The following is a 25,671-nucleotide window of genomic DNA, read 5'->3' as shown; positions in this document are numbered from 1 at the left end:
AGGCACGATTCATGAGTGAGCGAGCTCTTCGCGGCACGCGCCTCGTGGTGACCAGCTACGAGACCGACCGCGGTATCGACCTGGCTCCGCGCCAGGCCGTGGAGTACGCATGCGAGAAGGGGCACCGTTTCGAGATGCCCTTCTCCGTCGAGGCGGAGATCCCGCCGGAGTGGGAGTGCAAGGTCTGCGGGGCCCCGGCACTCCTGGTGGACGGCGACGGCCCGGAAGAGAAGAAGGCCAAGCCGGCGCGTACACATTGGGACATGCTGATGGAGCGGCGCACCCGTGAGGAGCTCGAAGAGGTCCTCGAGGAACGCCTGGCCGTTCTCCGATCCGGCGCGATGAACATCGCGGTTCATCCGCGGGACAGCCGAAAGTCCGCGTAAGACCTCCACGGCTCGGGCGGTTCTCCGCGCACACGAGCGAGCGATCAGTGGGCGCCGTGCGTCGCTATGACGTGCGGCGCCCACTGTTTGCTGCGCGCACAGGCAAAGCTGTCCGCCGGGCCTCAGTGGGTCAGTGGCGGCCGCGGGTCCTGCGGGGCCCGTGACGGCGGCTCGTCCCTGATGACCTCACCTTGGACGACCTTCCCGTCGGGACGGTGAATACGAGCCTGCTGGAAGGCGTCACCGAAGCTGCCAGGTGTGACCCCGCGGAGCTTGCGGTCGAGAGTGCGCCCGGCGGAGCGGCTCACCAGTCGCTGGACCGGCAGTATGAGAAGCAGCAGGCCGACCGCGTCGGAGATCAGACCGGGCAGCATCAGGAGCAACCCGCCCAGCATCATGAGCCCGTTGCCACGGCCGCCCGTGGGCGCCTCGCCGCCGGCCGGCCGGGGCTGGGCCCCCAGCGTCGCGCTGAGATTGCGGAAGGCCCGGCGTCCGGCCCGCTTGATGACTACGGAGCCGACCACGAAACCGGCGACCAGCAGCAGGAAGACCGTGAGCCCGCCGGCCGCGCGTCCCACCACCGTGAGCAGCCAGATCTCCAGCACCAGCCACGCGGCGACACCGAGCGGCAGGAACGTGCGCAGCCGGGAACGCCGGGGCCGGGTGGAGTAAGGGGGAGCGGGTACGCCAGTCGTCATGCTCCCAGTGTGCACACAGCGCGCTCAGTGCGGGATTAGGGGTCGATCACTCGCCCTCGCGCTCCCGCAGGACCGGCCTGTGCCCACCCGTACGAGCGACGGCGGGAAACGTTCCCCGGTTGACCCGGAGCCCGTCCGTCCCCGCCCCGCGGTGGCGGTCGGTGCCGCCGAACCACTCAGGAGGACTTGCGCCGGCCCGTCACCTTGGCGACACGGTCGCTCACACCCCACGCCGTGACGCGCCACAGCGCCTCGACGAGGATGTTGCGGCTCATCTTGGAGTCGCCCAGCTCCCGCTCGACGAAGGTGATCGGTACCTCGACCACGTGGTAGCCCGCCTTGACGGCGCGCCGGGCCAGATCGACCTGGAAGCAGTAGCCCTGCGAGGCGACCTCCTGGAGGCCGAGTCCCTCGAGGGTCTCGCGCCGGAAGGCGCGGTAGCCGCCGGTGATGTCGCGCAACGGCAGGTCGAGCGCCATGCGCGAGTAGAAGCTGCCGCCACGGGAGATGAACTCGCGGGACTTGGGCCAGTTCACCACCCGGCCGCCCGGCACCCAGCGGGAGCCCAGCACCAGGTCGGCCCCCTTGAGCGCGGTCAGCAGGCGCGGCAGCTCCTCCGGCTGGTGGGAGCCGTCCGCGTCCATCTCGATCAGGACGCCGTAGTCGTGCTCCAGGCCCCAGCGGAAGCCCGCGAGGTACGCCGCACCCAGGCCTTCCTTGCCCTTGCGGTGCATTACGTGGACGTGCTCGTCCTCGGCCGCCAGCTCGTCCGCGAGTTTGCCCGTGCCGTCGGGGCTGTTGTCGTCGGCCACGAGGACGTGTGCCTCAGGCACGGCCGACCGCACCCGGCCGACGATCGTCTTGATGTTCTCCGCCTCGTTGTAGGTCGGAATGATCACCAAGGACGTGCCGAGCGGACCGAACTGCCTCCCCTGGGCCTTTGCCTCAAGGGTCCCGTCGCCGTCGTTCACTACTGCCCCTTCATGTCCGTACGCAGGGGTCCACCATAGTGGCCCCGGCCTGCACCGACGTATCAGCAGGTTCGTATGGCGATGTCGATTCCGCAAGAGTCGGGTAAGAGTGACGGTTTGCGTAACCGTCTGCGGGGCCCGATGCCACCCCGCGGCCAAGAGGCCGCGGCGACCGGGATTCGATGCGCGCCGCCGACGGGGCCGCGCTGCGGATCGGGGCCCGGCGCCCTTCGGGCCGACCTGGGGCCCGCTGGCTGCGGGTCGACCGAAAGCCGTTGTCTACTGGACGTCCGGGCCCCACCCGGGTCACACCCAGCCGACCGACCGGAACGTTGCCCTCGCCGTGGCGCGGGCGCTGAGCCTGGCTCCCAGTGGTGGTGCGCCGGTGCGGCACATCACCCCTGACCCAGCGGCGCCCCGGCGACTGCGCGGAGGTTCTCCGGTCGGGGCGTCGGTGGACCCGGCCGAACCTACCGGCCCCCTGCGCCTCGCTGTCAACAGCCGTTCGACCAGCGGTTTCTCCACCGATGCCCTGGTGAGGGCGGAGGATACGCAGGTCGCGCAGCAAGGTGGCGGCCACAACGCCACCCGGGAGATCACTCGCCCGGACGCACGAACACCGTCCGGCCGCCCACCACGGTGCGCAGGCAGACCGGCAGGTCGGAGCCGGGGGTCAGATCGGGCAGGCCAGGGGTGCCGGAGCGGGGGTCCGTCGACCAGCGGGCCACTCGGTCGTCGGGCGCCTGTACGACCAGCTCGTCGGTGCGCCAGACCGCGTAGTCCGCGGGTGCGCCCGGTACCAGAACACCCGCGTCGTCCCGTCCGATCGCCCGCCAGCCGCCCCGCGTATGAGCGGTGAACGCGGCACGCACGGAGACCCGGTGCTCCGGGGTGCGATGGAAGGCCGCCGCACGGACCGTGCCCCACGGATCCAGCGGGGTGACGGGGCTGTCGGAGCCGAAGGCGAGCGGGACGCCGGTGCGCAGGAGGGCCGCGAACGGGTTGAGGGTGCGGGCCCGCTCGACGCCGAGGCGCTGGGCGTACATGCCCTCGTCGCCGCCCCACAGCGCGTCGAAGGCGGGCTGGACGGAGGCGGTCAGGCCCAGTTCGGCGAAGGCCGCGATGGTCTCGGACGTGAGCATCTCGGCGTGCTCGACCCGGTGGCGGGCGGCCCGGACGGCAGCCAGGCCGATCTTCTCGGCGGCGGCGCGCATTCCGTCGACCACGGCGCCGACGGCGGCGTCGCCGATGGCGTGGAAGCCCGCCTGCAGTCCTGCCTCGGTGCACGCGAGGACGTGCGCCGCGACGGCGGAGGCGTCCAGATAGGCGGTGCCGGTGTGGGGGGCGTCGGCGTACGGCGCGCACAGGCAGGCGGTGTGCGAGCCGATGGAGCCGTCGACGAACAGGTCCCCGGCCGCGCCGATCGCGCCCAACTCCCGCGCCCTGGCGACACCCTCCTCGCCGTGCTGCGCCCAGTAGCCGACCACCCGGGGCCCGGCCTGCTCCGCGGCGACGCGCAGCAACCCGGTGAAGTCGTCCTCCGAGGAGATCTCCGGGCCGGCGCACTCATGGACCGAACCGATGCCGAGGGAGGCGGCGTGCGCGAGGGCGGCACGCTGGGCCTCGGTGCGCTGAGCCTCGGTCACCCCCGCGAAGGCGGCGGCGCGTACGGCGTGGTGGGCGTCCCGTACGAGGGGTTCCCCGTCCGTGAACCCGGCCCTGTCGCGCACGCCCGGCACCAGGTCCAGCAGGGCCGTGGTCACCACGGCGGAGTGGACGTCGATCCGGCTGAGATAGAGGGGACGGCCACCGGTGGCCGCGTCGAGTTCGGCCCGCCGGGGCGCCCGGAATTCGGGCCAGCGGGCCGAGTCCCAGCCGTGGCCCAGCAGGACGCGGTCGTGCGGGCGGGCGGCGGCGAAGTCACGGACGAGCTCGAGGGCGGCGGTCAGCGAGGGCGCACCGGAGAGGTCGAGCCCGGTGAGCGCGAGGCCCGTGGCGGTGGTGTGCACATGTGCGTCGGTGAACGCCGGGGTGACGAGTGCCCCGTCCAGGTCGACGACCTCGTCCACGCCGCCCGCGAAGGCGTCCGCGGCGCCCTCGGAGCCCACCCAGGCGATCTGACCGCGCTCGACGACCATGGCGGTGGCGAAGGGATCCGCGGGGCTGTGGACTTCCCCTCGGCGCAACAGGACGGTCTGCGGCGGGGCGGTGCGCTCGTTCATGGGGAACAGTCTCGCGCCTCGCTTCTGCCGCCCGGCACGCAGGTCGGTCAGATGCGGGGCGGCCGCGACTCGTACGGGGTGGACAGCACCACCGTCGTGCGCGTGGACACCCCCGCGAGGGACCGCAGCCGCGCCAGCAGCTCCTCCAGCTCGTGGGGCGTGGCCACGCGGACCTTGAGGATGTAGTTCTCCTCGCCCGCGACGCTGTGGCAGGCCTCGATCTCCGGGACGCCGGCGAGGCGCTCGGCGATGTCGTCGGGGGCGCTGGGATCGAACGGTTTCACCGAGATGAAGGCGGTCATCGGCAGCCCGATGGCCTCCGCGTCGACGACCGCCGCATACCCGCGAATGACACCGCGCTGCTCAAGCCGGCGCACCCGCTGATGCACGGCCGATGTGGACAGGCCCGTGGCCTTGCCCAGATCGGTGTAACTCATCCGCCCGTCCTTGACGAGCAGCTGCACGATCTGTCGGTCCAGCTCCTCCATGCCGGTAGAACCTACAGTGCGCCCGTTCCCCGCGGATACCCGAGCGGCGCAGGTCATGCCCGGTTTGTCATGGTGCAGGGAGCGTCGTCCGAGCCCCCGGCCGGGGCCGGGATCGCCGCATCCGGCACCTTCGAACGGCATGTGACCAACGCCACAGTGCCCGAACAGGCTTCGTGATGTCTTCGTGATTACCGCCCGGACCGGACGGGAAGTGCTTGCTGTGGTCGAGGCCACAGCTCCTGGCCGGCCCAGCCCGAGGGGGAGAATCCATGCACAGTCTGAAGCGCTCTGGTCGTCCTGCGTCCAAGCGGCAGCAGCCGGTCGTCGAGCCCGAGCCGGAGGGCGTCGAAGTGGGCGACGACGAGCTCGACGCGTACGACACCTTCGAGATGTACCGGGTGATCTGCCCGGACTGCGCGCAGCCCATCGCACTCCTGGCGGACGAGGAGTTCCTGCCCGAGCACGCGCTGTGCGCCTCGCCGTGGAACCCGTTCGGGCTCACGGTCTGCCGCGGCACCGGGCGCGCGGCGTCCGAAGCCCGGCCCGCGGACGAGTCCGCGGTACCCCAGGAGCAGGACACGGCCCTGCTGCTGACGCTCCCTCAGGGGCTCGACTGGCGGATGCAGCCGTTCTCGCACGTCGGCGGCGCGGGTTCGCGCCCGATGCGCATGCCGGTGATGCGGCACCAGGCCGCCTGACCCACACGGCACCCCCCGGCGTCGCACCTCGTCCCGATGACTGCCCCGCCCCGTGGAGCGCGGACCCCCATGGTGCAGAGCGGGCACACCCCCGCCGGCCGCCGAGCCGATACCGTGCGACGGGATCGCCGTGCCCTTTGAACGCGCGCCATGCCCCCGTACGGGCCCGAGGGGAACTCACTCTCGATTAGCGGGGCCGGTGACCTGCGCAGGGGCGCCGGCGTTCCCCCCGCATGACTGCCACGTATTCGGCGCCCGCGCGTCGGCGACGGGTGTTCGTGCCGGCACCCACACGAACGCTCGCGCCGGCGCAGCCCCAGGATCCCCCCATCTACCGCGATCTGATGCGGACCTGGGCCGACGGCGGGCGTACGCTGCCGGGGCGCCACGACCCGGAGTGGGTGCGACTGGTGGCGCCTCAGACAGGCCTGGGCCGGCTCACTGCGGGCCCGGAGCAGCTCAGCGGGACTCGGGACCCGCGAGGTGACGGGCGATGACCATCCGCTGGATCTGATTCGTCCCCTCGACGATCTGCAGGGCCTTGGCCTCGCGCATGTAGCGCTCTGCCGGGAAGTCCGCCGTGTAGCCGTACCCGCCGAGCACCTGGACGGCGTCCGTGGTGACCTTCATCGCGGTGTCGGTGCAGTGCAGCTTGGCCATGGCCGCCTGCTTGGCGAACGGCCGGCCGGCGTCGCGCAGCCGCGCCGCCGACAGATAAAGCGCCCGGCCGGCCTCGATCTGCGTCGCCATGTCGGCCAGCATGAAGCGCAGGCCCTCGAAGTCCGAGATCGGCCGGCCGAACTGCCGCCGCCCGATGGCGTACGCGAGGGCCTCGTCCAGGGCCGCCTGGGCGAGGCCGATGGCGCAGGCCGCGATGCCGAGCCGCCCGGAGTCGAGCGCGGACAGGGCGATCGCGAAGCCCTGGCCCTCCTCGCCGATGCGCCGGTCGTCGGACACGCGCACCCCGTCGAAGTGGACCTGCGCGGTGGGCGAGCCCTTCATGCCCATCTTCTTCTCGGGCGCCGCCCCGCTCAGCCCCTCGGCGTCGCCGGGCACCAGGAACGCGGTGATCCCCCGCGGGCCCTCCTGGCCGGTGCGCGCCATCACGGTGTAGAAGTCGGCGATCCCGCCGTGGGTGATCCACGACTTGGTGCCGGTGATCGACCAGGCTCCCCCGCGGCTGGCTCCGCTCCCGCCGGAGGCGTCCGCATCCTCCCGGACGGCCCTGGTGCGCAAGGCGGCGGCGTCGGAACCGGACGATGCCTCGGACAGGCAGTAGGCACCCAGCAGGTCGCCGCCGAGCATCGCGGGCAGATGCTCGACCTGCTGCTCCTTGGTGCCGTAGTGCGCGAGGGCATGGCAGGACAGGGTGTGGACGCTGACGCCCAGGCCGACGGTGAGGCGGGCCGCGGCAAGCTCCTCGAGGACCTGGAGGTAGACCTCGTACGGCTGGTCACCGCCGCCGTAGTCGGAGTCGTAGGGGAGGCCGAGGAGTCCTGATTCGGAGAGCAGTCGGAAGACCTCGCGCGGGAAACGTCCCGCGTCCTCTTCCTCGGCCGCCTTCGGGGCGATCTCGTGCTGCGCGATGTCACGGACGAGCGAGATCAGATCCCGGGCCTCGTCCGTGGGCAGTTGCCGGTCCACCGGCTGCGGGGCGCGGTCGGGCATGGCGACGCTCTCCTCCCTGTCGGGCGCATCGACGGACGCCTGCCGTGGGTGGGAGTGGCGCCGCCGGGTCTCACTGGGCCTGGCCGATGCTCGTCGCTCCGGGTCTCGGAGGCGGCTGACCAGCAGTTGTGGCGTTTGGAGTATGCCCGATCGGAGGCACCGAGTCACCAGTTAACGACCGCTTACTCGAAGAAAGATCCGGGGCCCGAAATTGGTCCGAACCAATCACCCGAGTGGTCTAGTCCCCTTGGAGATTTCGGGCCCGTCGCTTCCGCTGCCCCTCAGGTGTCGTCCCGGCGGGCCGGCGCCGGCGCAGCGTACGCGGGCTCGAGCTCCTCGATGGCGCGCAGCGTGCCGCCGAGCATCTTCACCAGCAGGTCGCGCAGGGTCTCGCGGGTCAGCTGCGGCCGGGCGATCCAGTCGAGGGTCGCGCCCTCCACGCTGCACACCCATCCGAGCAGACCCATACGCACCAGCGGAGGGATGTCGCGCCGGGCATAGGCCCCCTCGGCGATGGTGGCGACGATCACCTCGCGCACCCCGTCCCGGATGGCGTGCACCTGGGTGTCGAAACCCACGCCGCCGCTGACGATCGTCCGGTAGGCGGCCTGACTGTGCTCGGCGTACCTCAGATAGCGGTCGATCGTGCGATGCACCCGCTCCACCGACGGCAGTTCCAGACCGCCGGCCGCGGAGGTGGCGAGGTCGGCCACCGAATCCTCGACGATGGCCAGGTAATAGCCTCGCTTGGATTTGAAGTAGTAGTAGATCAGTCCTTTCGCCACATGGGCATGGCGCGCGATGTCATCCATCGACAACGCGTCGTAGGAGGTGTCGGCGAACAACTTCCGCCCGATGGCGATGAGTTCGGCGCGGCGCGCCAGCGAGCGATCGGTACCGCGCGGCTGCGCGGATATCGCACCTCGCTGTTGACTGATATTCAATTTCTACCCAAGTCTCCGATTTCCGGCGGGATATCCGCAGTATTGCAGAACCACACCGGCATCATGTTCGACTCTGATCGACCAGTCGGACACTGTTCGGAAAGCGGGGCGCGATCCGGCCACTCAGCTCACAGCAGACCGAGCTGCGTGACGAACATCGCTAGGACCAGCACGAGCGCCCAGCCCGCGACATGCTCGAGGATCTTCGGTCCGTCGTCCTTGGGACCGCCCGTACGGGTGCGGACGCGGGCGGCGGTGGCTGAGTTGGCGGTCATGGCATCTCGCTGGTCTAGGGCTGCACGGTGGACTCCCCCCGCCGATGTGTCCACCTTGCCACCGGAATGCGCCGCTGCGGCGGAGAGCTTGCTCACACGGCGGCCACCGGTCCCCCGGGCCGCACCGGGTGACCGGGGCCGCGTGCGTCAGCGGACGCCGACGGCCGCGAGGGCCTTGCGCTGCCCCGCGGTGGGACGGGCCGGGAAGTACAGGTAGCAGACGCCGCCGGTGCCGGAGACGACCTTGCCCGAGGCGTTGTACCGCTTGGTCCTGAGCCAGATGTTCTCCCACTCACGCCTCTTGTAGACCCGGCGCACCGCCTCGTCACCGGGCGAGGCCGGATCGTTGGCGATCACATCGCCGTCGGCGGTGAAGCCGATCACGGTCATGAGATGGCCCGAGGTGCCGTACCCGGCTCCCGTCAGCTCCTCCTTCAGGAACGACTGTGACGTTATGGCCGGGATGCCCGCGGCGATCAGCGTCTCCAGATCGGTGAGCGAGGACAGCCGGGTGACGACCCCGCGCAGGTCCTTGTACGTCGCCGCGTAGGCGGCGTTGAACGGCCAGTTTCCGCAGCCCTGGTACTGGTGGTCGTAGGTGGAGCGGGCGGCGAGGCAGACCTGAGGGTCGGCATAGGACGGATCGACCCAGGAAAGCTGCTCGGCGGTGGGTTTCCGCCCCCAGTACTCGATGATCATCTGGGAGGAGGTCGGGCTGCACCAGGCCTCGCCACCGTTGTCGTACTGCGGGTACTGGCCCTTGTGGATCTCCTGCGAGTACCGCGGGACGATCAGTTCCTTGGCCAGCGTGGGCGTGGAGGCGGGGACGGTGAAGCGGTCGGGGATGTCGGAGCCCATGGCGCCGAGCCGCCACACGACCGGGGTGAGCTTGGTGCCCGGGGTGCGGTAGAGGGTCAGGCGCAACTGGTACGAGACCAGCCGCAGGCCTGATGCCGCGTCTGCGATGACGAAGGTGTCGGTCGAGATGCTGCTCTTGCCGTCCTTCTGATCGTCGACGGAGGTCCGCTTGATGTCGTCGTCTCCGGCCGCCCAGCGGCCCATCACGTACCAGGGGGTCTGCGTGCCGTCGGAGTAGCCGCCCTGCAGTTCGACCTGGAGCCAGGTGCCGGCCGGGGTCTGGGCGTTCCAGGAGGCGATGGCCTCGGTGGACGGGACGGACAGCCGGTGCACCGGGGAGGTCCAGACGGCGTACTCCCAGGTGGCGGTCTTGCCGGTGTGCGGATCGGTGTAGTCGAAGCGGCCTGCGGGGGTGGCGATCACCACCGAGGGGCGCAGGCCCGCGACGGGCCGGACACCCTGCGCGGACCCGGTGCGCCAGTCGGAGTACGAGGTCCAGGCACGGTAGTCCACCGGAGGCGGGGATTCCTTGGTGGACCCCCCGGCCGGGACGGCCGCTGCCGCCGGGACGGCGGCCGCTCCGGTCGCCGTGGCCGCGGCGACCGCGGCGGCGAGGAGGGTTCTGCGGGACGGCTCTGAAGCTTTGCTCATCGGTGGGTGACTCCCAGTCGTCCTGAAGCGCTGGTTCAGATGCACGGTGTGCGCCAACTATGGCCGCCGTGCGGGCACCGTGCCAGCTGTTCGGCCGTCGGCGCGTCCACCAATATTGGTCTCGACCACTGGCATGACCTGGGGTGCCGCCATCCCCGACAGGCACCGGCGCGCCAGGTCTAACCGGGCGCCGGTGCCCTTCCCGTGCCGGGGCCGCTGTGCCCTCAGACGAGGTCCATCGCCGCCACCTCGTCCGGGCGGCCGTAGCTGACCGGTCCCCGGAAGCGGCGGCGTGCGGTGGCGAACCACCACACGGTGGCCACGAGCAGCACCACCGCGAGGGCGATCGGTGCGTAGTTGAAGGAGTCCACGGTGACCGGCGCGGCCTGGGGCAGCATGAAGAGCACGCTGCTGAGCAGGATCCACACGACGGCGACGACGCCCACGGGGGCGCTCCACCGTCCGAGGTGCCAAGGTCCGGGGCGGAACTCGGCGCCGAGCCTGAGTCGCAGGAAGATCGGCACGGCGTAGGCGAGGAAGAGGCCCACCACGTTGACGCTGACGATCGCCGTGAAGGCGGTGTGGGACCACCAGCCGGGCAGCACCAGGAGCAGCGAGCAGGCAACGGCGAGCCAGACCGCCTTGACGGGTGTGCGGGTACGCGGCGAGACGGAGTGCCACCAGCGGGAGCCGGGCATCGCACCGTCTCGCGAGAACGCGAAGATCTGCCGGGTGTTGCTGGTCAGATTGGCGAGCCCGCAGAAGAGCATGGCACCGATGACGACCAGCAGCAGCACCTTCGCGACGCCCGTGCCGAGCCCGTCGATGAGGATCTGCACGGGCGGCGCCGAGGAACCGGCCACCTTGGCGTAGTCGCCGATGCTGTACACCAGGGCCAGCATAAGGATCAGACCGGTGATCGCCGAGTAGCCGATGGCCCGGGTGATGCCCCGGGGAGCGTTGACCGTCGCCCGTACCGTCTCCTCGGACATGTGGAAGCTGCCGTCGAAGCCGGTGAAGGTCCAACTGGTGACGAGCAGGCCGAGCATGCCGCCGTAGAGCCCGTTGGTGAAGCCGGTGTTGTTCGCGAAGTGTGTGACGAAGGACGCGGGACGGTGCTCGTCCGGGACGGCCACGAGCGCGCCCACGATCGCCACGAGCCCGATCAGCAGCCACCACACCGAGATCCGGTTGAGGACGGCGACCAGCCGCACGGTGTACGTGTTGGCCAGCCCCTGCACCACGATGATCACCGCCGTGATGAGCACGGTCTGGTGCGCGGTCGGCTCGTACGAGGGCCGCTCAAGGGCGATGAACGCCTGGATGAAGGTGGCTGCCGCGTATCCGGTGGCCGCGGTACCGCCCACCTGACCGACGAAGTTGAGCCAGCCCGTGTACCAGGACCAGGCCCCCTGATGCCGCTTGGCGAGCTTTCCGGCGGAGAAATACAGGGCTCCGCTCGTCGGATAGGCGGACGCCACCTCCGCCATCGCCGCGCCGATGAAAAGCACCATGACGGAGACGCCGATCCAGCCGAAGACCAGAACGCGCGGCCCGCCCGCGTTCATACCGAACCCGAACGACGAGAAGATTCCGGAGAGGATGTTGATGATGGTGAAGGAAATGGCGAAATTGTCGAAGGCCTGAAACCTCCGGGTGAGTTTCCTCGGATACCCCATCGCGTGGAGTGTGGCGTCGTCGTCTATCGCGACGGGATCCCTTCCCGCATGTCGTCGCGTACGGGGTGCGGATATCCGTTCTGACACGAGCGGACCTTTCTGTGTGGGGGGTTGAGCGGGACAGCGGACGCACGCGTCAGGCGGTGCCCGGCACGGGCAGTCCGCAGCTGCGTCGGGCGCGAGAGAGCTGCTCCACCGGGTCGCCGAAGACGCTCCAGGGCATGCGCGAGGCGTAGGGCCCCATGGCCATGAGCACGGCGCGTGCCTCGAAGGAGCACTCGGCCATGACCAGTGCGTGCGCCAGATACGCCAGGTCGAGCACCGGGGTGAAGCGGTAGCCGGCGACCTGCGGCAGCCAGTTCTGGTAGATCGCGAGCGCGGCGGAGCGCCACTGGGGCTGCTCCCAGACCCAGTCGGCCAGCAGCCGGGAGGGGCTGTAGCTCTCGACGAGCGCGACCAGAGGCAGCAGCCGCAGCGAGGACGTGGCAGGCGCGCGCTGGCCGAGGAAGGCGGCGACGTCCCAGGCAGCGTTCGCCGAGCCGCCGTTCCGGCCGAAGAAATAGGCGAGGAACCGATGGTGGCCCTCACGGTGGAAGGGGGCGAGCCGCAGCACGTGCGAGAACAGCTGCCAGGGACCGGCCGGTGCGGTGAGCAGTCCCTGCGGGGCGGGCTCATGGACGGCGTGCAGGCGCGTCAGCGCGAGCCGCGCCACCCAGGGCGTGGGGTCGTACGGCGCCGCCGTCGTGGCGCGTTCGCACGCGTTGAGCGCGATGCGCTCCAGCGCACGGGCCCGCTCGTCCTGCGCGTCGGCGGCGCGCAGGGCCCGTAGCACGGCGACCCGCGCCCACATCAGTGCGGCCTCCGGGCCGGGCTCCTCGGCCAGCCAGCGTTCGGCCAGATCGGAGTCGGCGGCTTCGGAGGCGAGGACCAGGGAGCGGTGGGCGCGCAGCCCGGTGTCCTCGCGCGTCTCTGCGAGCAGTTCCCGAGCGCTCAGATAGCGGCCGACCCGTACTTCCACACATACGCTCGCCAGGTCGCGGTCGTCGGCCGCCGGATGCCACACATACTGCCCTTCGAATAACCCAGCGGCCATGCTCCCCCGTCCATCCCCGTACGAACGCCTGGCGGTTGCGCTCCAGGCACCCTACTCAGCAAGGGCAACAACCGGAACGGGCGTTTCCCGAATACTCACCCGGAACACATCCGAGGCCGGGTGCGCACGAATAGAAGGAGCCAAAGATTGATGAATGAACAGTTCAATGTGGCACCAATTTCTTCGCCGCACACCGTCGACTCGGACACCCGCCCGACGGGCACCGACAGGGCCCGATAGAATCTTCCGGCGAAATATGCCAGCCCCTCGTACCCCGGGAATCGCCATTCACGCCCTCGCGTCCCTTCTGCGGCAACTGCCACCGTCCTGCGGCCCCGTCCGTCTCATCGGCGTCGACGGGCATGCGGGCTCCGGGAAGTCCACGTTCGCCGGGCAGTTGGCGACCGCGCTCGACGGCGCTCCCGTGCTGCACCTCGACGACATCGCCACCCACGAGGAGTTGTTCGCCTGGGTCGAGCGTCTGCTGCGGGAAGTGATCGAACCGCTCGGCAGGGCCGAGACGGCGCACTACCGCCCTTACGACTGGCGCGCTCGCGCCTTCGGGACCGCCCGCGCGCTGGCGCCCGCTCCCGTGATCCTGGTCGAGGGCGTCGGTGCCGGCCGCCGGGCCGTGCGGCGGTATCTGGCGGGGCTGCTCTGGATGGAGCTGCCGGCCGAGGAGGCCTGGACACGCGGCCGGTCCAGGGACGGGGAGGAGCAGCGCGCGTTCTGGAACGGCTGGATCGAGGCGGAACGCCGCCACTTCGCCGGGAACCCTTCACGCCCCTTCGCCGATCTCCTGGTGCACCAGAGGGACAAGGGGTACGAGGTACTTCCGGGGCCCGGGAGAAGTGTTGGTCCGGACCGCGTCCTCACCCTCCGTGATGGATCATCCGCAGTGTGCTGAACTGGTGAAGACCCTTGCCGGAGAACTTCTTTGACTGCTCCAAGTCGGCTTGACCCGGGAGCCGTACAGGTCTTACGTTCTCAATGAGCGGCTTTCGTGGCCGCCATCAGAACGCGAAGCCCCCGGTTGTTCCCCCGTGATCGGGGGCTTCGTTCTGCCCGGAACACCTTCTGCGGGCGCCATGAGGCGTGATTCACTCACCCTCAGTCACCATGCGCGACGCGCCCTGTCTGCTCCCACCTCGTCAAACGGCCTGTGCGGCACCCTTCGGTGCGCCGGTGTCCCGCAGGTACGATGCCTTTCGGTGCGACCTTCGGACACTGCTCTGCGCACGGTTGCAACTCCGGTCCGTGCAAAGGCGGTTCGCGCAAGGCGGCCGACGGGCACGGGCTCGCCGGTGAACCAACGGGGGCACGGTTTGTGGGGGACGTGATGGACTTCGGCACGCGAGGCCCCGAGGCTCCGGCCGACCTCGCCTGGCTGCGAGGCGTCGACGCCTACACCATGGGCGCGTATCCGCAGGCGGAGGAGGAGTTCCGCGCCGCGGTGCGGATCGATCCCGGAATGGCCGACGGCTGGCTCGGACTGCACGCACTGCGCGTCGACACCACGACCGCACTGCTGCGGATGTTCCGTCACCGGGACCGTTTCGGGGAGCAGCGGGCGCGGCACCGGCGCACCCTCAACTCCTGGTACTGGCTGGGCTGGTGGGTGCAACCCGTGCTGGAGAGCTCGCGCGACCTGCTGCTCGCGCACGCCTCGCACTGGCTGGACGGCCGCCACGTCCCCGAACTCGACCGGGCGCTCGCGGGACTGCCGCCCGTCGACGCCGACCCCCAGGTCCGCTTCCTGCACTCCTGCCGGGCCTACCTGGTCAAGGACTGGGAGCAGTTGGTCCGGCACACGGATCCGCTGATCGACGACCCGATGCTCGGCATAGAGGCCGGCCTCTTCGGAGGGATGGCCCGGGTGCGTCTGGAGATGTACGGGCAGGCGGAGCCGCTGCTCGCCGCCGCCCTGATGCGCTGCCGCAGCGAGCAGCCCCAGCGCAAGGAGCTGCGGTACTGGCTGGCCCGCGCGCACGAGGGAACCGGCCGTTCCGCGGCCGCACTGCCGCTGTACCGGGCAGTGCACCGGGTGGACCCGGCGTTCATGGACACCTCCGCACGACTCGCGGCGATCGCCGAGGGAGACGGGTACGACGAGGCGGCCGACTTCGCCGCCATGGCGCTCACCGGGGGCGGGGACGTGCTGGACGGGCCGGACGGGCTCGATCCGCTGTTCGGCGCCGAGGGACGGGACGTGAAGCTCTCCGATCCCGAACCGCCGCCGGGCGCGATGCCCGCCCAGCGGGACCTCGTACGGGAGAAGTCCCCGGTGCCGGGACCGCCGCTGCCGACCGGACCGACGGATCCGGCGATGCTGGAGGAAGCGCTCGCCGAGTTGGAGCGCATGGTCGGCCTCGAGCCGGTGAAGCGCCAGGTCAAGGCGCTGTCCGCGCAGTTGAACATGGCCCGGCTACGGGCCGGGCAGGGCTTACCCGTGCAGCCGCCGAAACGGCACTTCGTCTTCTCCGGCCCCTCGGGCACCGGCAAGACGACGGTGGCGCGGATCCTGGGCCGGGTCTTCTACGCCCTCGGCCTGCTCGGCGGCGATCATCTGGTGGAAGCACAGCGCGCGGACCTGGTCGGCGAGTACCTGGGCCAGACCGCGGTGAAGGCGAACGAGCTGATCGACTCGGCGATCGGCGGCGTACTGTTCGTGGACGAGGCCTACTCGCTGTCCAACTCGGGATACGGCAAGGGCGACGCCTACGGTGACGAGGCCCTGCAGGTACTGCTGAAGCGGGCCGAGGACAATCGCGACCACCTCGTGGTGATCCTGGCCGGCTATCCCGAGGGCATGGACCGTCTGCTGGCCGCCAACCCGGGTCTGTCCTCACGGTTCACGACCCGCGTCGACTTCCCCTCCTACCGCCCCCTGGAACTGACCTCGATCGGCGAGGTGCTGGCGGCGGACAACGGCGACCTCTGGGACGAGGAGGCCCTGGAGGAGCTCCGCTCCATCGCCGGTCACGTCGTGGACCAGGGCTGGATCGACGAGCTCGGCAACGGGCGGTTCCTGCGGACGCTGTACGAGAAGAGCTGTGCCTATCGGGACCTGCGGCTGACGGGCTATCCCGCGACACCGACCCGGGACGATCTGTCGACCTTGCGGCTGCCGGACCTGATGCAGGCGTACGGCGAGGTACTTTCCGGCCGGGGGCCGCAGGATCCTCCGGGGCCGTGAGTACCTGACAGCGCGAACCGCCGACCGTCCGGCGGCCGGCGGTTCGCTGTCGTGGGTCGCGTGGTGCGTCCGCGCCCCACGCGGGGCGCGGACGCACCACAGCCGATCAGCTCGGTACCGCTTCCTTCTGCTCCGGTTCCGCCACGAGCTCCTTCTGCTCCGGTTCCGCGACGCGTTCCTGCCGCTCCGGCTCCGCCGTGCGCGGCTGGGGCGGGGCTTCGCGGTGGGCCGGGTCCCTGACCTCGCCGACCAGGAGTTCCAGGACGTCCTCCAGGGCGACCAGACCGAGCACCCGGCCGGAGGCACCGGCGACCTGGGCGAGGTGCGTGGCGGCCCTGCGCATCACCGTCAGCGCGTCGTCCAGCGGCAGCTCCGCGGCGAGCGTGGTCATCGGCCGCCACAGCTGCTGCGGCACCGCCCGATCGGAGTCCTCCAGGTCGAGGACGTCCTTCACATGCAGGTAGCCCATGAAGGCGCCGTTCGCCGCGACCACGGGGAAACGCGAGTACCCGGTGCGCGCCGTGAGCGCCACCACCTCGCCCGGAGTCACCGTGGGCTCCACCGTCACCAGCAGAGCCGAGTCGAGAAGCACGTCGGTCACCGGGCGCGAGCCCAGCTCCAGCGCGTCCTCCAGCCGCTCCTGCTCCTCGGGGTCGAGCAGCCCCGCCTGGCCGGAGTCCTCCACCAGCTGGTTGAGCTGTTCGCTGGTGAAGACCGCCTCGACCTCGTCCTTCGGCTCCACCCGGAAGAGCCGGAGGATCACCTTGGCGCAGGCGCTCAGCGCGACCGTCACCGGCCGGCACAGCCGGGCGAAGGCCACAAGGCCCGGGCTCAGCCACAGCGCGGCCCGCTCCGGCGCCGCCATCGCCAGGTTCTTCGGCACCATCTCGCCGATCACCAGGTGGAAGAAGACGACGGCGGCGAGCGCGATCACATAGCCGAGCGGATGGATCACCCCGTCGGGGATGTGCACCACCTCGAACACCGGCTCGAGCAGATGGGCCACCGTCGGTTCGGCCACGGCGCCCAGCGTCAGCGAGCACACGGTGATGCCGAACTGGGCGGCGGCCATCATCTGCGGCAGCCGTTCGAGTCCGTACAGCACCTGACGGGCCTGTGCGGTCCCGAGGGGCTCGATCTGGCTGCGCCGCACGGACACGAGCGCGAACTCGGCGCCGACGAAGAAGCCGTTCACCAGCACCAGCAGGCAGGCGAACGCCAGTTGGAGCACGCTCATCGCAGCGCCTCCGCGGCCGGGGCGGAGACGTCCGCGAGCTTCACGAGCCTGACCCGCTCGGCGCGGTAGTGCCCCACCTGGCGCACCGTAAGCCGCCAGCCGGGCAGCTCGGCCCGGTCACCGGGAGCGGGGATCCGGCCGAGGAGGTCGGCCACAAGACCGGCCACGGTCTCGTACGGCCCCTCCGGCACGTCGAGGCCTATGCGCTGCAGGATGTCGACACGGCAGCTGCCGTCGGCGTCCCACGCGGGCCGTCCGTCCTCGGCGGGCGCGACGGCGAGTTCGGGCAGGTCCTGCCGGTCGTGCTCGTCACGCACCTCGCCGACCAGTTCCTCGACGATGTCCTCGAGGGTGACGACGCCCGCCGTCCCGCCGTACTCGTCGACGACGACGGCGATGGGCTGCTCGCTGCGCAGTCGCTCCAGCAGGGGCTGCACGGGCAGCGTCTCCGGGACGAGCAGCGGCGTCTGGGCGATCCGGGTGACCGGCGTACGCAGCCGTTCGCGCGAGGGCACCGCGAGGGCGTCCTTGAGGTGCGCCATGCCGACGATCTCGTCGATCTTCTCCCGGTAGACGGGGAAGCGGGACAGACCCGTGGCCCGGGTCAGATTGACCACGTCCTGCGCGGTGGCCGACGACTGCAGCGCGCTCACCTTCACACGCGGGGTCATCACGTGCTGCGCGGTCAGCTCGCCCAGCGACAGCGTCCGGACGAACAGGTCGGCCGTGTCCTGCTCCAGCGCGCCGGCCCGCGCCGAGTGGCGGGCCAGGGAGACGAGCTCCCCGGGGGTGCGGGCGGAGGCCAGCTCCTCGGTGGGCTCGACGCCGAGGGCGCGCACCAGCCGGTTGGCGACCGTGTTGAGGGCCGCGATCACCGGCCGGAACAGCCGCGAGAAGAAGTGCTGCGGACCCGCCACGAAGCGTGCGACCTGGAGCGGCCGGGACACGGCCCAGTTCTTGGGTACGAGCTCGCCGATCACCATCTGCACGGCCGAGGCCAGCAGCATGCCGACGACCACGGCGACACCGGAGAGCGCGCCCTCGGGGATGCCTGTCGCGGCGAGCGGGCCGCGCAGCAGCTCGGCCAGTGCCGGTTCGGCGAGCATGCCGACGACGAGGGAGGTGATGGTGATGCCGAGCTGGGTGCCGGAGAGCTGGAAGGACAGCTCCCTGAGCGCGACGACGACGGTGCGAGCCCGTCGGTCGCCCTCCGCGGCCGCCTTCTCGGCGTCGGGCCGCTCGACCGTCACGAGTCCGAATTCGGCCGCGACGAAGAAGCCATTGGCCAGAATGAGCAGGAACGCCGCCCCGAGGAGCAGCAGGGGGATGGTCATGATGCCGCCGCCTCCGCGTTCACGCGGACACGGTCCGCGCTATGTCGGCAGGGGGCGGCGCAGGTACTACAGGACGATCCGTCCATCGCCGGAGGGAGTCACTCCTCGGATAGCAGGAGCCTCTGAGCACCGGGCGGAACACCAGAGGCGGAGGCGCCACGCAAGCGCCTCTGCATCCAGATTAATCAAGACTTCGGTGTGTGCGGCAGGGTGGACGGGCCCGAGTCAGCTGTGATGTCGCCCGGGGCCGGCCGTGGAACGCGCCTCGGCGAGGGCCCGGAGCGTGCTCGCATCCTCGATGGCCCGGTGTTTTGCGATGCCCGGCTGGATGCCGAGGGCGGGCAGGCTGGTGCCGTCGCTGAGGTCGAGGAAGACCCAGGGGTCACCCGGACGCAGGTTGACCCGCAGGATCTGCGCCCAGGCCAGATGGCGGCTGCCGGCGATGTTGACGACGGTGACCCCGGCCTCGTCGGCCACCACCTTGGGCCGGGCCAGCAGGAGCAGCACTCCGCAGAGAAGGGCCGCCGTGAGGACGAAGCTGAGCCGCTCCCCTGTGCTGAGCTGGTCCAGCAGCAGGGCGACTGTGGTGATGACCACGAATATCGCGGCTCCGGCGCTCAGCAGCACGGCGCGGGTGCGGCCCGGCCGGAAAGTGACCGGGAGACTGGGCAGATCGGGCATCGGTGTGCGGTTCCTCACAGCCGGCAGGCGTGGATGGCCGTGGTCAGGATGGCCCGGGCGCCGATGGCGTACAGATCGTCCATGATCCGCTGGGCCTCCTTGGCCGGGACCATGGCGCGGACCGCGACCCAGCCCTCGTTGTGCAGCGGGGAGACGGTCGGGGACTCCAGGCCCGGAGTCAGCGCGACGGCCTTCTCCAGCTGCTCGACCCGGCAGTCGTAGTCCATCATCACGTAGGTCCGGGCCACCAGGACACCCTGGAGGCGGCGCAGGAACTGCTGGACCTTGGGTTCCTCGATGTCGGCGCCGGTGCGGCGGACGACGATCGCCTCGGACTTCATGATCGGCTCGCCGATGACCTCCAGGCCCGCGTTGCGCAGCGAGGTGCCGGTCTCCACGACGTCGGCGATGACCTCGGCGACACCGAGTTCGATGGCGGTCTCGACGGCGCCGTCCAGGTGGACGACAGAGGCGTCGATGCCGCGGTCGGCGAGGTGCTTGGCGACGATGCCCTCGTAGGAGGTGGCGACCGTCATGCCGTCGAGGTCGGCCACGCCGTTCGCCGTGCCCGGCTTGGTGGCGAAGCGGAAGGTGGAGCGGGCGAAGCCGAGCGGAAGGATCTCCTCCGCGTTGGCGCCGGAGTCGATGAGCAGGTCGCGGCCGGTGATGCCGATGTCGAGGCGCCCGGAGGAGACATAGATCGCGATGTCGCGGGGGCGGAGATAGAAGAACTCAACCTCGTTCTCCGGGTCGACGATCCTCAGCTCCTTGGACTCCCTGCGCTGCTGGTAGCCGGCCTCATGCAGCATCTCCGCCGCAGGGCCGGACAGTGAACCCTTGTTGGGGACGGCGATGCGCAGCATGAGGTCGGCTTCCTTCGTTCGTGCGTCGGGTGTGCGGATGTTCGGTTGGCAGCTCAGAGGTAGGCGTAGACGTCGTCCAGGGAGATCCCGCGCGCCACCATCATCACCTGGACGTGGTAGAGCAACTGGGAGATCTCCTCGGCGGCCGCCTCTTTGCCCTCGTGCTCGGCGGCCATCCAGACCTCTGCGGCTTCCTCGACGACCTTCTTGCCGATGGCGTGCACGCCCTTGCCGACCAGTTCTGCGGTGCGGGAAGTGGCGGGATCGCCGTGGGCGGCCTTCTGCTGGAGCTCGGTGAAGAGCTCCTCGAACGTCTTCTTGGACATGGTGGTCCTTACCCTACGCGCTTCGGACCGTCTCTCAGTGCCAGGGTTCGGATACCGAGCGCAGCGTGGCGGCGGTCGCCACCGCAGCGGTCACGGCCTCGTGTCCCTTGTCCTCGTGGGAGCCCTCGAGGCCGGCACGGTCCAGCGCCTGCTCCTCGGTGTCACAGGTGAGCACGCCGAAGCCGACGGGGACACCCGTCTCCACGGACACCTGGGTCAGGCCCTGGGTGACGCCCTGGCACACATAGTCGAAGTGGGGGGTACCGCCGCGGATGACCACGCCGAGGGCGACGATCGCGTCGTATCCCCGGCCCGCGAGTACCTTTGCGGCAACCGGGAGTTCGAAGCTGCCGGGGACCCGCAGCAGGGTCGGCTCGTCGATTCCCAACTCCCGCAGGGCGCGCAGGGCGCCCTCCACCAGACCGTCCATCACCTTGTCGTGCCACTGTGCCGCGATGACGGCGACCCGCAGGTCGCTCGCATTGCGTACGGACAGTTCCGGTGCACCCTTGCCGCTCACGTCTCTCCTTCGTGCTCTGTTACTGGTTGCCGCAGGCGGACACGGCGTTCGTGTCCAGCCAGGGCAGGTCGTGCCCCATCCGGTCCCGCTTGGTGCGCAGGTAACGGAGATTGTGCTCCCCCGCCTGTACGGGCATGGGCTCCCGGGTGGTGACCGTCAGGCCGTACTTCAGCATCGCCTCGGTCTTGTCGGGGTTGTTGGTCAGCAGGCGCACGCTGTGGACCCCGAGGTCCTGCAGGATCCGGGCCCCGGCGGCGTAGTCGCGGGCGTCGGCCGGCAGCCCGAGCTCCAGATTGGCGTCCAGGGTGTCGCGGCCGCGCTCCTGAAGTTCGTACGCGCGCAGCTTGGACATCAGCCCGATGCCGCGTCCCTCGTGGCCGCGCAGGTACACCACCACTCCCCTGCCCTCCGCCTGGATGCGCTCCAGTGCAGCGTTCAGCTGGGGACCGCAGTCGCAGCGCAGCGAGTGGAAGACGTCGCCGGTGAGGCACTCGGAGTGGACGCGGACGAGGACGTCCTCACCGTCGCCGATCTCGCCGTGGACGAGGGCCACGTGCTCGACGCCGTCGACGGTGGAGCGGTAGCCGTACGCCGTGAACTCGCCGAAGGCGGTGGGCAGCTGGACCTCGGCCTCGCGGCGGACGGTGGGCTCGGAGGAGCGCCGGTAGGCGATCAGGTCCTCGATGGAGATGATCGTCAGACCGTGCTTGCGGGCGAACGGGATCAGTTCCGGCAGCCGCAGCATATGGCCGTCCTCGCCGGCGATCTCGACGATGGCCCCGGCCGGGCGGAGCCCGGCGAGCCGGGCGAGGTCCACGGCGGCCTCGGTGTGGCCGTTGCGGACGAGCACGCCGCCGGGCCTGGCGCGCAGCGGGAAGATGTGGCCGGGGCGGACGAAGTCCCCGGGACCCGCTTCTCCCCCGGCGAGCAGCCGCAGTGTGGTGGCGCGGTCGGAGGCGGAGATGCCGGTGGTCACACCGTGGGCGCCACCGGCGTCGACGGAGACGGTGAACGCGGTGCGCATCGACTCGGTGTTGTGCTCCACCATCTGCGGGAGTTCGAGACGGTCGAGTTCGTCGCCCTCCATGGGGGCACAGATCAGACCGCGGCACTCGCTCATCATGAAGGCGACGATCTCGGGGGTCGCCTTCTCGGCGGCGATGACGAGGTCGCCCTCGTTCTCCCGGTCCTCGTCGTCGACGACCACGACGGGCTTGCCCGCCGCTATGTCGGCGATGGCCTGCTCGACCGGATCGAGCGCGAAGTCCTCGATGTTGTCCATGCTGTACAGGACCGGCGCAGACGTCATGCGTGGGCTCCTTCCAGGACGGGCTGTGCTGCCCTGCGGGAGCGCAGCCACCAGTCGCGCATGCCCCACAGGACGAGCGCGCCGTAGATGACGTAGACGAAACCGGAGAAGGCGAAGCCGTTGGCGAAGTTGAGCGGGACGCCGACGGCGTCCACCAGCAGCCAGGCGAACCAGAACTCGACCATGCCGCGCGCCTGGGCGTACATGGCGACGATCGTGCCGACGAAGATGTACGCGTCCGGCCAGGGGTCCCAGGACAGCGACGGGTAGGCGGTGAACAGGGCCGCCACCGCGAGCGTGCCCACGGCCGCGGCGCCGACCAGGATCGCCCGCTCGCGCCAGGTGGCGAAGCGCACGGCGATGTGGCCGTCCGCCGCCTGGCCCTTGCCGCGGCTCCACTGCACCCAGCCGTACACGGCGACGACCATCACGACGATCTGCTTGCCGGCGCTGCCGGAGAGATGGGCCGTGGCGAAGGCCGCGAACAGGACGAGGCCGGACAGGAACTGAACCGGCCAGCTCCATATGGAGCGCCGCCAGCCGAAGGCGAGGGCGATCAGACCGATCACGTTGCCGATCATGTCCGACCACTTGATGTGCTGGCCGAAGAGGGTGAACGCCTCGGAGTTGAGCCAGTTCACCGGGTGGCCCCCTCACCGGGGGCCAGCAGGCGCTCGACGTACTTGGCGATGATGTCGACCTCGAGGTTGACCGGGTCGCCGGGCTGCTTGAGGCCGAGCGTGGTCAGCGCGAGGGTCGTCGGGATGAGGCTCACGGTGAAGCGGTCGGCGCCCACCTCCACGACGGTGAGGCTGATGCCGTCGACGGTGATGGAGCCCTTCTCCACCACGTAGCGGGCGAGGTGGTCCGGGAGGGAGACGGTGACGAGCTCCCAGTTGTCGGAGGGCCGGCGCTCCAGGACCGTGCCCGTGCCGTCGACGTGTCCCTGCACGATGTGTCCGCCGAGGCGCGCGCCGACGGCGGTGGGACGTTCGAGGTTGACGCGGGAGCCGACCGCGAGGGCGCCGAGGCTGGAACGGCTGAGGGTCTCCGCCATGACGTCGGCGGTGAATTCGTCGCCCTCGTGCTCCACGACCGTGAGACAGACACCGTTGACGGCGATCGAGTCACCGTGCCGGGCGCCTTCGGTCACGACGGGTCCACGGAGGCGGAAACGGGACGAGTCGCCGAGGTTCTCGACGGCGGTGACCTCACCCAGCTCTTCGACGATTCCGGTGAACACTTCCCGGGTCCTCCTGCCTCATTCGGGCACGGACTCCGGGGACTGTCGAAGACGACAGCAGACTACGGGCGAGGACACCGGGACGACGCCTGACGCGGTCCGTCCCACTGGACGAACCGAAACGGCGGCGTGCACTCAATGCCCGCCCGCCGCGCACTGCCTCCCATCCGGACTTTAACCGTCGGTCCAGGAATTCCACCTGGTCAACCGGCCGCTGGAAGCGACCGGGTCGCGGACTATAACCGCCGGTTCGGACTTTCACCGACCCCGGAGTGCGCTGCTTCTGGTACAGCATCAGTGTGCCACGCCCGATCGGCGGCCATGCGGGTGAACCGCTGTGTGGTGGCTCACAGGTTCACATACTGGACTTCTCAGGCTTGCTCGACCGGCGCAGACCCCCCGCCACAGAGGGGCAACAGCCCTCCCGTCTACGGCACTTGACAATTGGTCCATACCTATTGACCGGCATGGTCTAGTCCTTTTAGGGTCAGCGGTCCCGGGACGGCACACCGCCCACGAGCGGCCCGGCGGCGGTGACGGAGGCCCTTGCCCCGCCGCCGGGCCTCCCCCACGGCGTCTGCCAAGCTGACGGTGTGACACCCGTCGACGAGTTCGAGAGCCACCGTCCGCGCCTGTTCGGCCTCGCCTACCGGATGCTGGGCTCCGCCGCGGAGGCGGAGGACACCGTGCAGGACGCGTATCTGCGCTGGAGCCGCACGGACACGCGAGCCGTGGAACGACCGGGAGCCTGGCTCGCGAAAGTGGTGACCAACCTCTGCCTCACCCGGCTGACCTCGGCCCGTGCCCGGCGCGAGCAGTACCCCGGCCCCTGGCTGCCGGAGCCCGTGGCCACCGCGGACGGCACGCTCGGCCCCCTGGAGTCGGCCGAGCAGCGTGACGCCGTCTCGCTCGCCCTGCTCGTCCTGCTGGAGCGGCTCACCCCGGCCGAGCGGGCGGTGTACGTCCTGCGGGAGGCGTTCGCCTACGGCCACCGGGAGATCGCGGAGGTGCTGGGGCTGAGCGAGGCCAACTGCCGTCAGCTCTACCGCCGGGCGGTGCGGCAGGTGGCCGCGCCCGGGACGCGGTTCGAGGCGGCGCCCCGGAGACAGGCCCAGCTCGTCGAGTCGTTCCTCGCCGCCGCCCGGGAGGGAGATCTGGCCGCCCTGGAGAAAGTGCTCGCGGCGGACGTGACCTGGTGGGGCGACGGCGGCGGCAAGGTCACCGCGGCACGGCGGCCGATCGAGGGCCGGGACAAGGTGCTCAGGTTCCTGGCGGGCGCGTCGAGGGGCTTCGCGGCCGACGCGGACCTATCGATCGCGCAGATCAACGGTGCGGCGGGGCTCGTGGCCCGGGACGGCGGGCGCGTCGTCGCGGTCGTCGCCTTCGAGGTCGGCGACGGGCTCGTTTCCCGCATTCGGGCGGTGGTGAACCCGGACAAGCTGGCGTTCGTGGCACGGCAGCTCGAGCACTCCTGAGCCCTGTCACATTTCGCGGGGCCCGGCCAGTCGTAGCGGACGAGGGGCGTTCCACGAGGGGGCGCCCGGTATCCGACAGGGGCTGAACAGCATGACCACGATCCTGGTGACCGGCGGCACCGGAACCCTCGGCCGGCTCGTCGCCGAGCGGCTCCGGACGGACGGGCACGAGGTGCGCGTCCTGTCCCGGCACGCACAGCCGTACGCCGTCGATCTGATCCGGGGCGACGGCCTGGACGCGGCCGTCGCGGGGGTCCACACAATCGTTCACTGCGCCAGCACACCGCGCGGAGGCGACGAGAAGGCCGCCGCCAACCTCATCGCGGCGGCCCGCCGGGCGGGTGTGACCCATCTCGTCTACATCTCGATCGTCGGCGTGGACGTGGTGCCGATCGGTTACTACCGGGCGAAGTACGCGGTGGAGAAGCAGATCCAGGAGTCGGGCCTGGGCTGGACGGTGCTGCGGGCGACCCAGTTCCATGATCTGGTCGTTCAGGTGTTTGAGACCGTGGGCAGGCTGCCGGTGCTGCCGCTCCCGGCAGGCGTGAGCGACCAGCCGGTCGAAGTCGCCGAGGTGGCGGACCGGCTGGTCGAGCTGGCGACGGGCGAGCCGGCCGGGCGGGTCGAGGACATGGGCGGCCCCCAGGTCCGGAGGTTCGCCGACCTCGCCCGCACCTGGCTGCGGGCCACGGGGCGCAGGCGGCCGGTCGTGAGCGTGCCGATCCCGGGCCGGGCGTTCCGCGCGGTGAGGGCCGGCGGGCTGCTGACGCCCGAGAACGCGGTGGGCAAGGGCACGTTCGAGGAGTATCTGGCGGCGCGCTACGGGAACCGCGCGTCCGCGCGCTGAGCGGCCCGG

Annotated in this window: 25 protein-coding genes and 1 riboswitch; of the genes, 6 read left to right on the top strand and 19 right to left on the bottom strand. The window is 70.6% G+C overall.

What is annotated here, in order from left to right:
• Window positions 1-11: 11 nt before the first annotated feature.
• Window positions 12-386 carry an RNA polymerase-binding protein RbpA gene (locus ACQEXA_RS44015; RefSeq protein WP_009187548.1) on the top strand — a complete coding sequence of 125 codons (375 nt, stop codon included), beginning with the start codon at window positions 12-14 and terminating at the stop codon, window positions 384-386.
• A 122-nt stretch (window positions 387-508) separates the two neighbouring features.
• Here ACQEXA_RS44015 and fxsA read toward each other — a convergent pair whose 3' ends face one another.
• The 4 genes from fxsA to ACQEXA_RS43995 all read right to left on the bottom strand — a co-directional run bounded on the left by fxsA (window position 509) and on the right by ACQEXA_RS43995 (window position 4,765).
• On the bottom strand, window positions 509-1,084 hold the full coding sequence (fxsA, locus tag ACQEXA_RS44010; RefSeq protein WP_433132778.1) for an FxsA family membrane protein: 576 nt from the start codon (window positions 1,082-1,084) through the stop codon (window positions 509-511).
• A 176-nt stretch (window positions 1,085-1,260) separates the two neighbouring features.
• A complete protein-coding gene (locus ACQEXA_RS44005) occupies window positions 1,261-2,055 on the bottom strand; it encodes a polyprenol monophosphomannose synthase (protein ID WP_432925527.1) in 795 nt (264 codons plus the stop codon).
• 596 nt (window positions 2,056-2,651) lie between these two features.
• Window positions 2,652-4,277 carry an amidohydrolase gene (locus tag ACQEXA_RS44000; protein WP_432925529.1) on the bottom strand — a complete coding sequence of 542 codons (1,626 nt, stop codon included), beginning with the start codon at window positions 4,275-4,277 and terminating at the stop codon, window positions 2,652-2,654.
• 47 nt (window positions 4,278-4,324) lie between these two features.
• On the bottom strand, window positions 4,325-4,765 hold the full coding sequence (locus ACQEXA_RS43995; RefSeq protein WP_432925531.1) for an Lrp/AsnC family transcriptional regulator: 441 nt from the start codon (window positions 4,763-4,765) through the stop codon (window positions 4,325-4,327).
• 269 nt (window positions 4,766-5,034) lie between these two features.
• On the opposite strand from ACQEXA_RS43995, the gene ACQEXA_RS43990 reads away from it, so the two are divergent.
• Complete coding sequence (locus tag ACQEXA_RS43990; protein ID WP_432925533.1) at window positions 5,035-5,463, top strand: hypothetical protein; 429 nt, start codon at window positions 5,035-5,037, stop codon at window positions 5,461-5,463.
• A 459-nt stretch (window positions 5,464-5,922) separates the two neighbouring features.
• On the opposite strand, the gene ACQEXA_RS43985 is transcribed toward ACQEXA_RS43990, so the two are convergent.
• The 6 genes from ACQEXA_RS43985 to ACQEXA_RS43960 all read right to left on the bottom strand — a co-directional run bounded on the left by ACQEXA_RS43985 (window position 5,923) and on the right by ACQEXA_RS43960 (window position 12,631).
• Entirely contained in the window at window positions 5,923-7,131 is a 1,209-nt protein-coding gene (locus ACQEXA_RS43985) for an acyl-CoA dehydrogenase family protein (protein WP_432925535.1), read from the bottom strand.
• Window positions 7,132-7,412: 281 nt separating this feature from the next.
• A complete protein-coding gene (locus ACQEXA_RS43980; RefSeq protein ID WP_433132776.1) occupies window positions 7,413-8,075 on the bottom strand; it encodes a TetR/AcrR family transcriptional regulator in 663 nt (220 codons plus the stop codon).
• Window positions 8,076-8,203: 128 nt separating this feature from the next.
• Window positions 8,204-8,350 (bottom strand): SCO1431 family membrane protein, encoded by a 147-nt coding sequence (locus tag ACQEXA_RS43975; RefSeq protein WP_359397826.1) that lies wholly within the window; start codon window positions 8,348-8,350, stop codon window positions 8,204-8,206.
• Between the two features lie 147 nt (window positions 8,351-8,497).
• Window positions 8,498-9,859, bottom strand: coding sequence for a peptidase C39 family protein (locus ACQEXA_RS43970; RefSeq protein WP_432925539.1), 1,362 nt, complete (start codon window positions 9,857-9,859; stop codon window positions 8,498-8,500).
• Between the two features lie 224 nt (window positions 9,860-10,083).
• Complete coding sequence (locus ACQEXA_RS43965; RefSeq protein WP_432925541.1) at window positions 10,084-11,625, bottom strand: amino acid permease; 1,542 nt, start codon at window positions 11,623-11,625, stop codon at window positions 10,084-10,086.
• Window positions 11,626-11,674: 49 nt separating this feature from the next.
• Window positions 11,675-12,631 (bottom strand): hypothetical protein, encoded by a 957-nt coding sequence (locus ACQEXA_RS43960; RefSeq protein ID WP_432925543.1) that lies wholly within the window; start codon window positions 12,629-12,631, stop codon window positions 11,675-11,677.
• Between the two features lie 256 nt (window positions 12,632-12,887).
• On the opposite strand from ACQEXA_RS43960, the gene ACQEXA_RS43955 reads away from it, so the two are divergent.
• Together ACQEXA_RS43955 and ACQEXA_RS43950 are read left to right on the top strand one after the other, a co-directional pair.
• Window positions 12,888-13,538: a uridine kinase family protein gene (locus tag ACQEXA_RS43955; protein ID WP_433132774.1), complete on the top strand. Its 651-nt coding sequence runs from the start codon at window positions 12,888-12,890 to the stop codon at window positions 13,536-13,538.
• Window positions 13,539-13,970: 432 nt separating this feature from the next.
• Window positions 13,971-15,827, top strand: coding sequence for an AAA family ATPase (locus ACQEXA_RS43950; RefSeq protein WP_432925547.1), 1,857 nt, complete (start codon window positions 13,971-13,973; stop codon window positions 15,825-15,827).
• 106 nt (window positions 15,828-15,933) lie between these two features.
• On the opposite strand, the gene ACQEXA_RS43945 is transcribed toward ACQEXA_RS43950, so the two are convergent.
• From ACQEXA_RS43945 to ACQEXA_RS43905, 9 genes are all read right to left on the bottom strand, one after another.
• On the bottom strand, window positions 15,934-17,064 hold the full coding sequence (locus ACQEXA_RS43945; RefSeq protein ID WP_433132772.1) for a hemolysin family protein: 1,131 nt from the start codon (window positions 17,062-17,064) through the stop codon (window positions 15,934-15,936).
• On the bottom strand, window positions 17,061-18,398 hold the full coding sequence (locus ACQEXA_RS43940; protein ID WP_359397840.1) for a hemolysin family protein: 1,338 nt from the start codon (window positions 18,396-18,398) through the stop codon (window positions 17,061-17,063). The genes ACQEXA_RS43945 and ACQEXA_RS43940 overlap by 4 nt, the downstream gene beginning before the upstream one ends.
• Window positions 18,399-18,623: 225 nt before the next feature.
• Complete coding sequence (locus ACQEXA_RS43935) at window positions 18,624-19,079, bottom strand: PH domain-containing protein (protein ID WP_432925550.1); 456 nt, start codon at window positions 19,077-19,079, stop codon at window positions 18,624-18,626.
• A gap of 14 nt (window positions 19,080-19,093) precedes the next feature.
• A complete protein-coding gene (hisG, locus tag ACQEXA_RS43930; protein WP_359397844.1) occupies window positions 19,094-19,942 on the bottom strand; it encodes an ATP phosphoribosyltransferase in 849 nt (282 codons plus the stop codon).
• A 53-nt stretch (window positions 19,943-19,995) separates the two neighbouring features.
• Window positions 19,996-20,268 carry a phosphoribosyl-ATP diphosphatase gene (locus ACQEXA_RS43925; protein WP_360992087.1) on the bottom strand — a complete coding sequence of 91 codons (273 nt, stop codon included), beginning with the start codon at window positions 20,266-20,268 and terminating at the stop codon, window positions 19,996-19,998.
• 34 nt (window positions 20,269-20,302) lie between these two features.
• Window positions 20,303-20,788, bottom strand: a complete 486-nt coding sequence (ribH, locus tag ACQEXA_RS43920; RefSeq protein ID WP_432925552.1) for a 6,7-dimethyl-8-ribityllumazine synthase — start codon at window positions 20,786-20,788, stop codon at window positions 20,303-20,305.
• Between the two features lie 19 nt (window positions 20,789-20,807).
• Window positions 20,808-22,097: a bifunctional 3,4-dihydroxy-2-butanone-4-phosphate synthase/GTP cyclohydrolase II gene (locus ACQEXA_RS43915; RefSeq protein WP_432925554.1), complete on the bottom strand. Its 1,290-nt coding sequence runs from the start codon at window positions 22,095-22,097 to the stop codon at window positions 20,808-20,810.
• The gene (locus ACQEXA_RS43910; RefSeq protein ID WP_359397852.1) at window positions 22,094-22,738 is read right to left on the bottom strand and encodes a nicotinamide mononucleotide transporter family protein; all 645 of its coding nucleotides are present in this window, start codon (window positions 22,736-22,738) and stop codon (window positions 22,094-22,096) included. The genes ACQEXA_RS43915 and ACQEXA_RS43910 overlap by 4 nt, the downstream gene beginning before the upstream one ends.
• Window positions 22,735-23,340: a riboflavin synthase gene (locus ACQEXA_RS43905; protein WP_359397854.1), complete on the bottom strand. Its 606-nt coding sequence runs from the start codon at window positions 23,338-23,340 to the stop codon at window positions 22,735-22,737. Before ACQEXA_RS43905 ends, ACQEXA_RS43910 begins: the two co-directional genes overlap by 4 nt.
• 149 nt (window positions 23,341-23,489) lie before the next feature.
• A riboswitch (FMN riboswitch) is annotated at window positions 23,490-23,620 on the bottom strand.
• A gap of 313 nt (window positions 23,621-23,933) precedes the next feature.
• On the opposite strand from ACQEXA_RS43905, the gene ACQEXA_RS43900 reads away from it, so the two are divergent.
• Window positions 23,934-24,815, top strand: a complete 882-nt coding sequence (locus ACQEXA_RS43900; RefSeq protein ID WP_432925557.1) for an RNA polymerase sigma-70 factor — start codon at window positions 23,934-23,936, stop codon at window positions 24,813-24,815.
• A 91-nt stretch (window positions 24,816-24,906) separates the two neighbouring features.
• Complete coding sequence (locus ACQEXA_RS43895) at window positions 24,907-25,662, top strand: SDR family oxidoreductase (protein WP_432925558.1); 756 nt, start codon at window positions 24,907-24,909, stop codon at window positions 25,660-25,662.
• Window positions 25,663-25,671: the final 9 nt, after the last annotated feature.

The sequence above is a fragment of the Streptomyces sp. CA-106110 genome (assembly GCF_050936285.1).
In the GTDB taxonomy this organism is placed as follows: Bacteria; Actinomycetota; Actinomycetes; order Streptomycetales; family Streptomycetaceae; genus Streptomyces.
The sequence above is the reverse complement of the archived record's forward strand: the minus strand, read 5'-3'. Positions and strand labels throughout refer to the sequence as shown.

Coding starts and splice junctions, on each gene's coding strand:
- ACQEXA_RS44015 (WP_009187548.1), top strand. CDS start 12: ATGAGTGAGCGAGCTCTTCGCGGCACGCGCCTCGTGGTGACCAGCTAC.
- fxsA (WP_433132778.1), bottom strand. CDS start 1,084: ATGACGACTGGCGTACCCGCTCCCCCTTACTCCACCCGGCCCCGGCGT.
- ACQEXA_RS44000 (WP_432925529.1), bottom strand. CDS start 4,277: ATGAACGAGCGCACCGCCCCGCCGCAGACCGTCCTGTTGCGCCGAGGG.
- ACQEXA_RS43995 (WP_432925531.1), bottom strand. CDS start 4,765: ATGGAGGAGCTGGACCGACAGATCGTGCAGCTGCTCGTCAAGGACGGG.
- ACQEXA_RS43990 (WP_432925533.1), top strand. CDS start 5,035: ATGCACAGTCTGAAGCGCTCTGGTCGTCCTGCGTCCAAGCGGCAGCAG.
- ACQEXA_RS43985 (WP_432925535.1), bottom strand. CDS start 7,131: ATGCCCGACCGCGCCCCGCAGCCGGTGGACCGGCAACTGCCCACGGAC.
- ACQEXA_RS43975 (WP_359397826.1), bottom strand. CDS start 8,350: ATGACCGCCAACTCAGCCACCGCCGCCCGCGTCCGCACCCGTACGGGC.
- ACQEXA_RS43970 (WP_432925539.1), bottom strand. CDS start 9,859: ATGAGCAAAGCTTCAGAGCCGTCCCGCAGAACCCTCCTCGCCGCCGCG.
- ACQEXA_RS43960 (WP_432925543.1), bottom strand. CDS start 12,631: ATGGCCGCTGGGTTATTCGAAGGGCAGTATGTGTGGCATCCGGCGGCC.
- ACQEXA_RS43955 (WP_433132774.1), top strand. CDS start 12,888: ATGCCAGCCCCTCGTACCCCGGGAATCGCCATTCACGCCCTCGCGTCC.
- ACQEXA_RS43950 (WP_432925547.1), top strand. CDS start 13,971: ATGGACTTCGGCACGCGAGGCCCCGAGGCTCCGGCCGACCTCGCCTGG.
- ACQEXA_RS43945 (WP_433132772.1), bottom strand. CDS start 17,064: ATGAGCGTGCTCCAACTGGCGTTCGCCTGCCTGCTGGTGCTGGTGAAC.
- ACQEXA_RS43940 (WP_359397840.1), bottom strand. CDS start 18,398: ATGACCATCCCCCTGCTGCTCCTCGGGGCGGCGTTCCTGCTCATTCTG.
- ACQEXA_RS43935 (WP_432925550.1), bottom strand. CDS start 19,079: ATGCCCGATCTGCCCAGTCTCCCGGTCACTTTCCGGCCGGGCCGCACC.
- hisG (WP_359397844.1), bottom strand. CDS start 19,942: ATGCTGCGCATCGCCGTCCCCAACAAGGGTTCACTGTCCGGCCCTGCG.
- ACQEXA_RS43925 (WP_360992087.1), bottom strand. CDS start 20,268: ATGTCCAAGAAGACGTTCGAGGAGCTCTTCACCGAGCTCCAGCAGAAG.
- ACQEXA_RS43915 (WP_432925554.1), bottom strand. CDS start 22,097: ATGACGTCTGCGCCGGTCCTGTACAGCATGGACAACATCGAGGACTTC.
- ACQEXA_RS43895 (WP_432925558.1), top strand. CDS start 24,907: ATGACCACGATCCTGGTGACCGGCGGCACCGGAACCCTCGGCCGGCTC.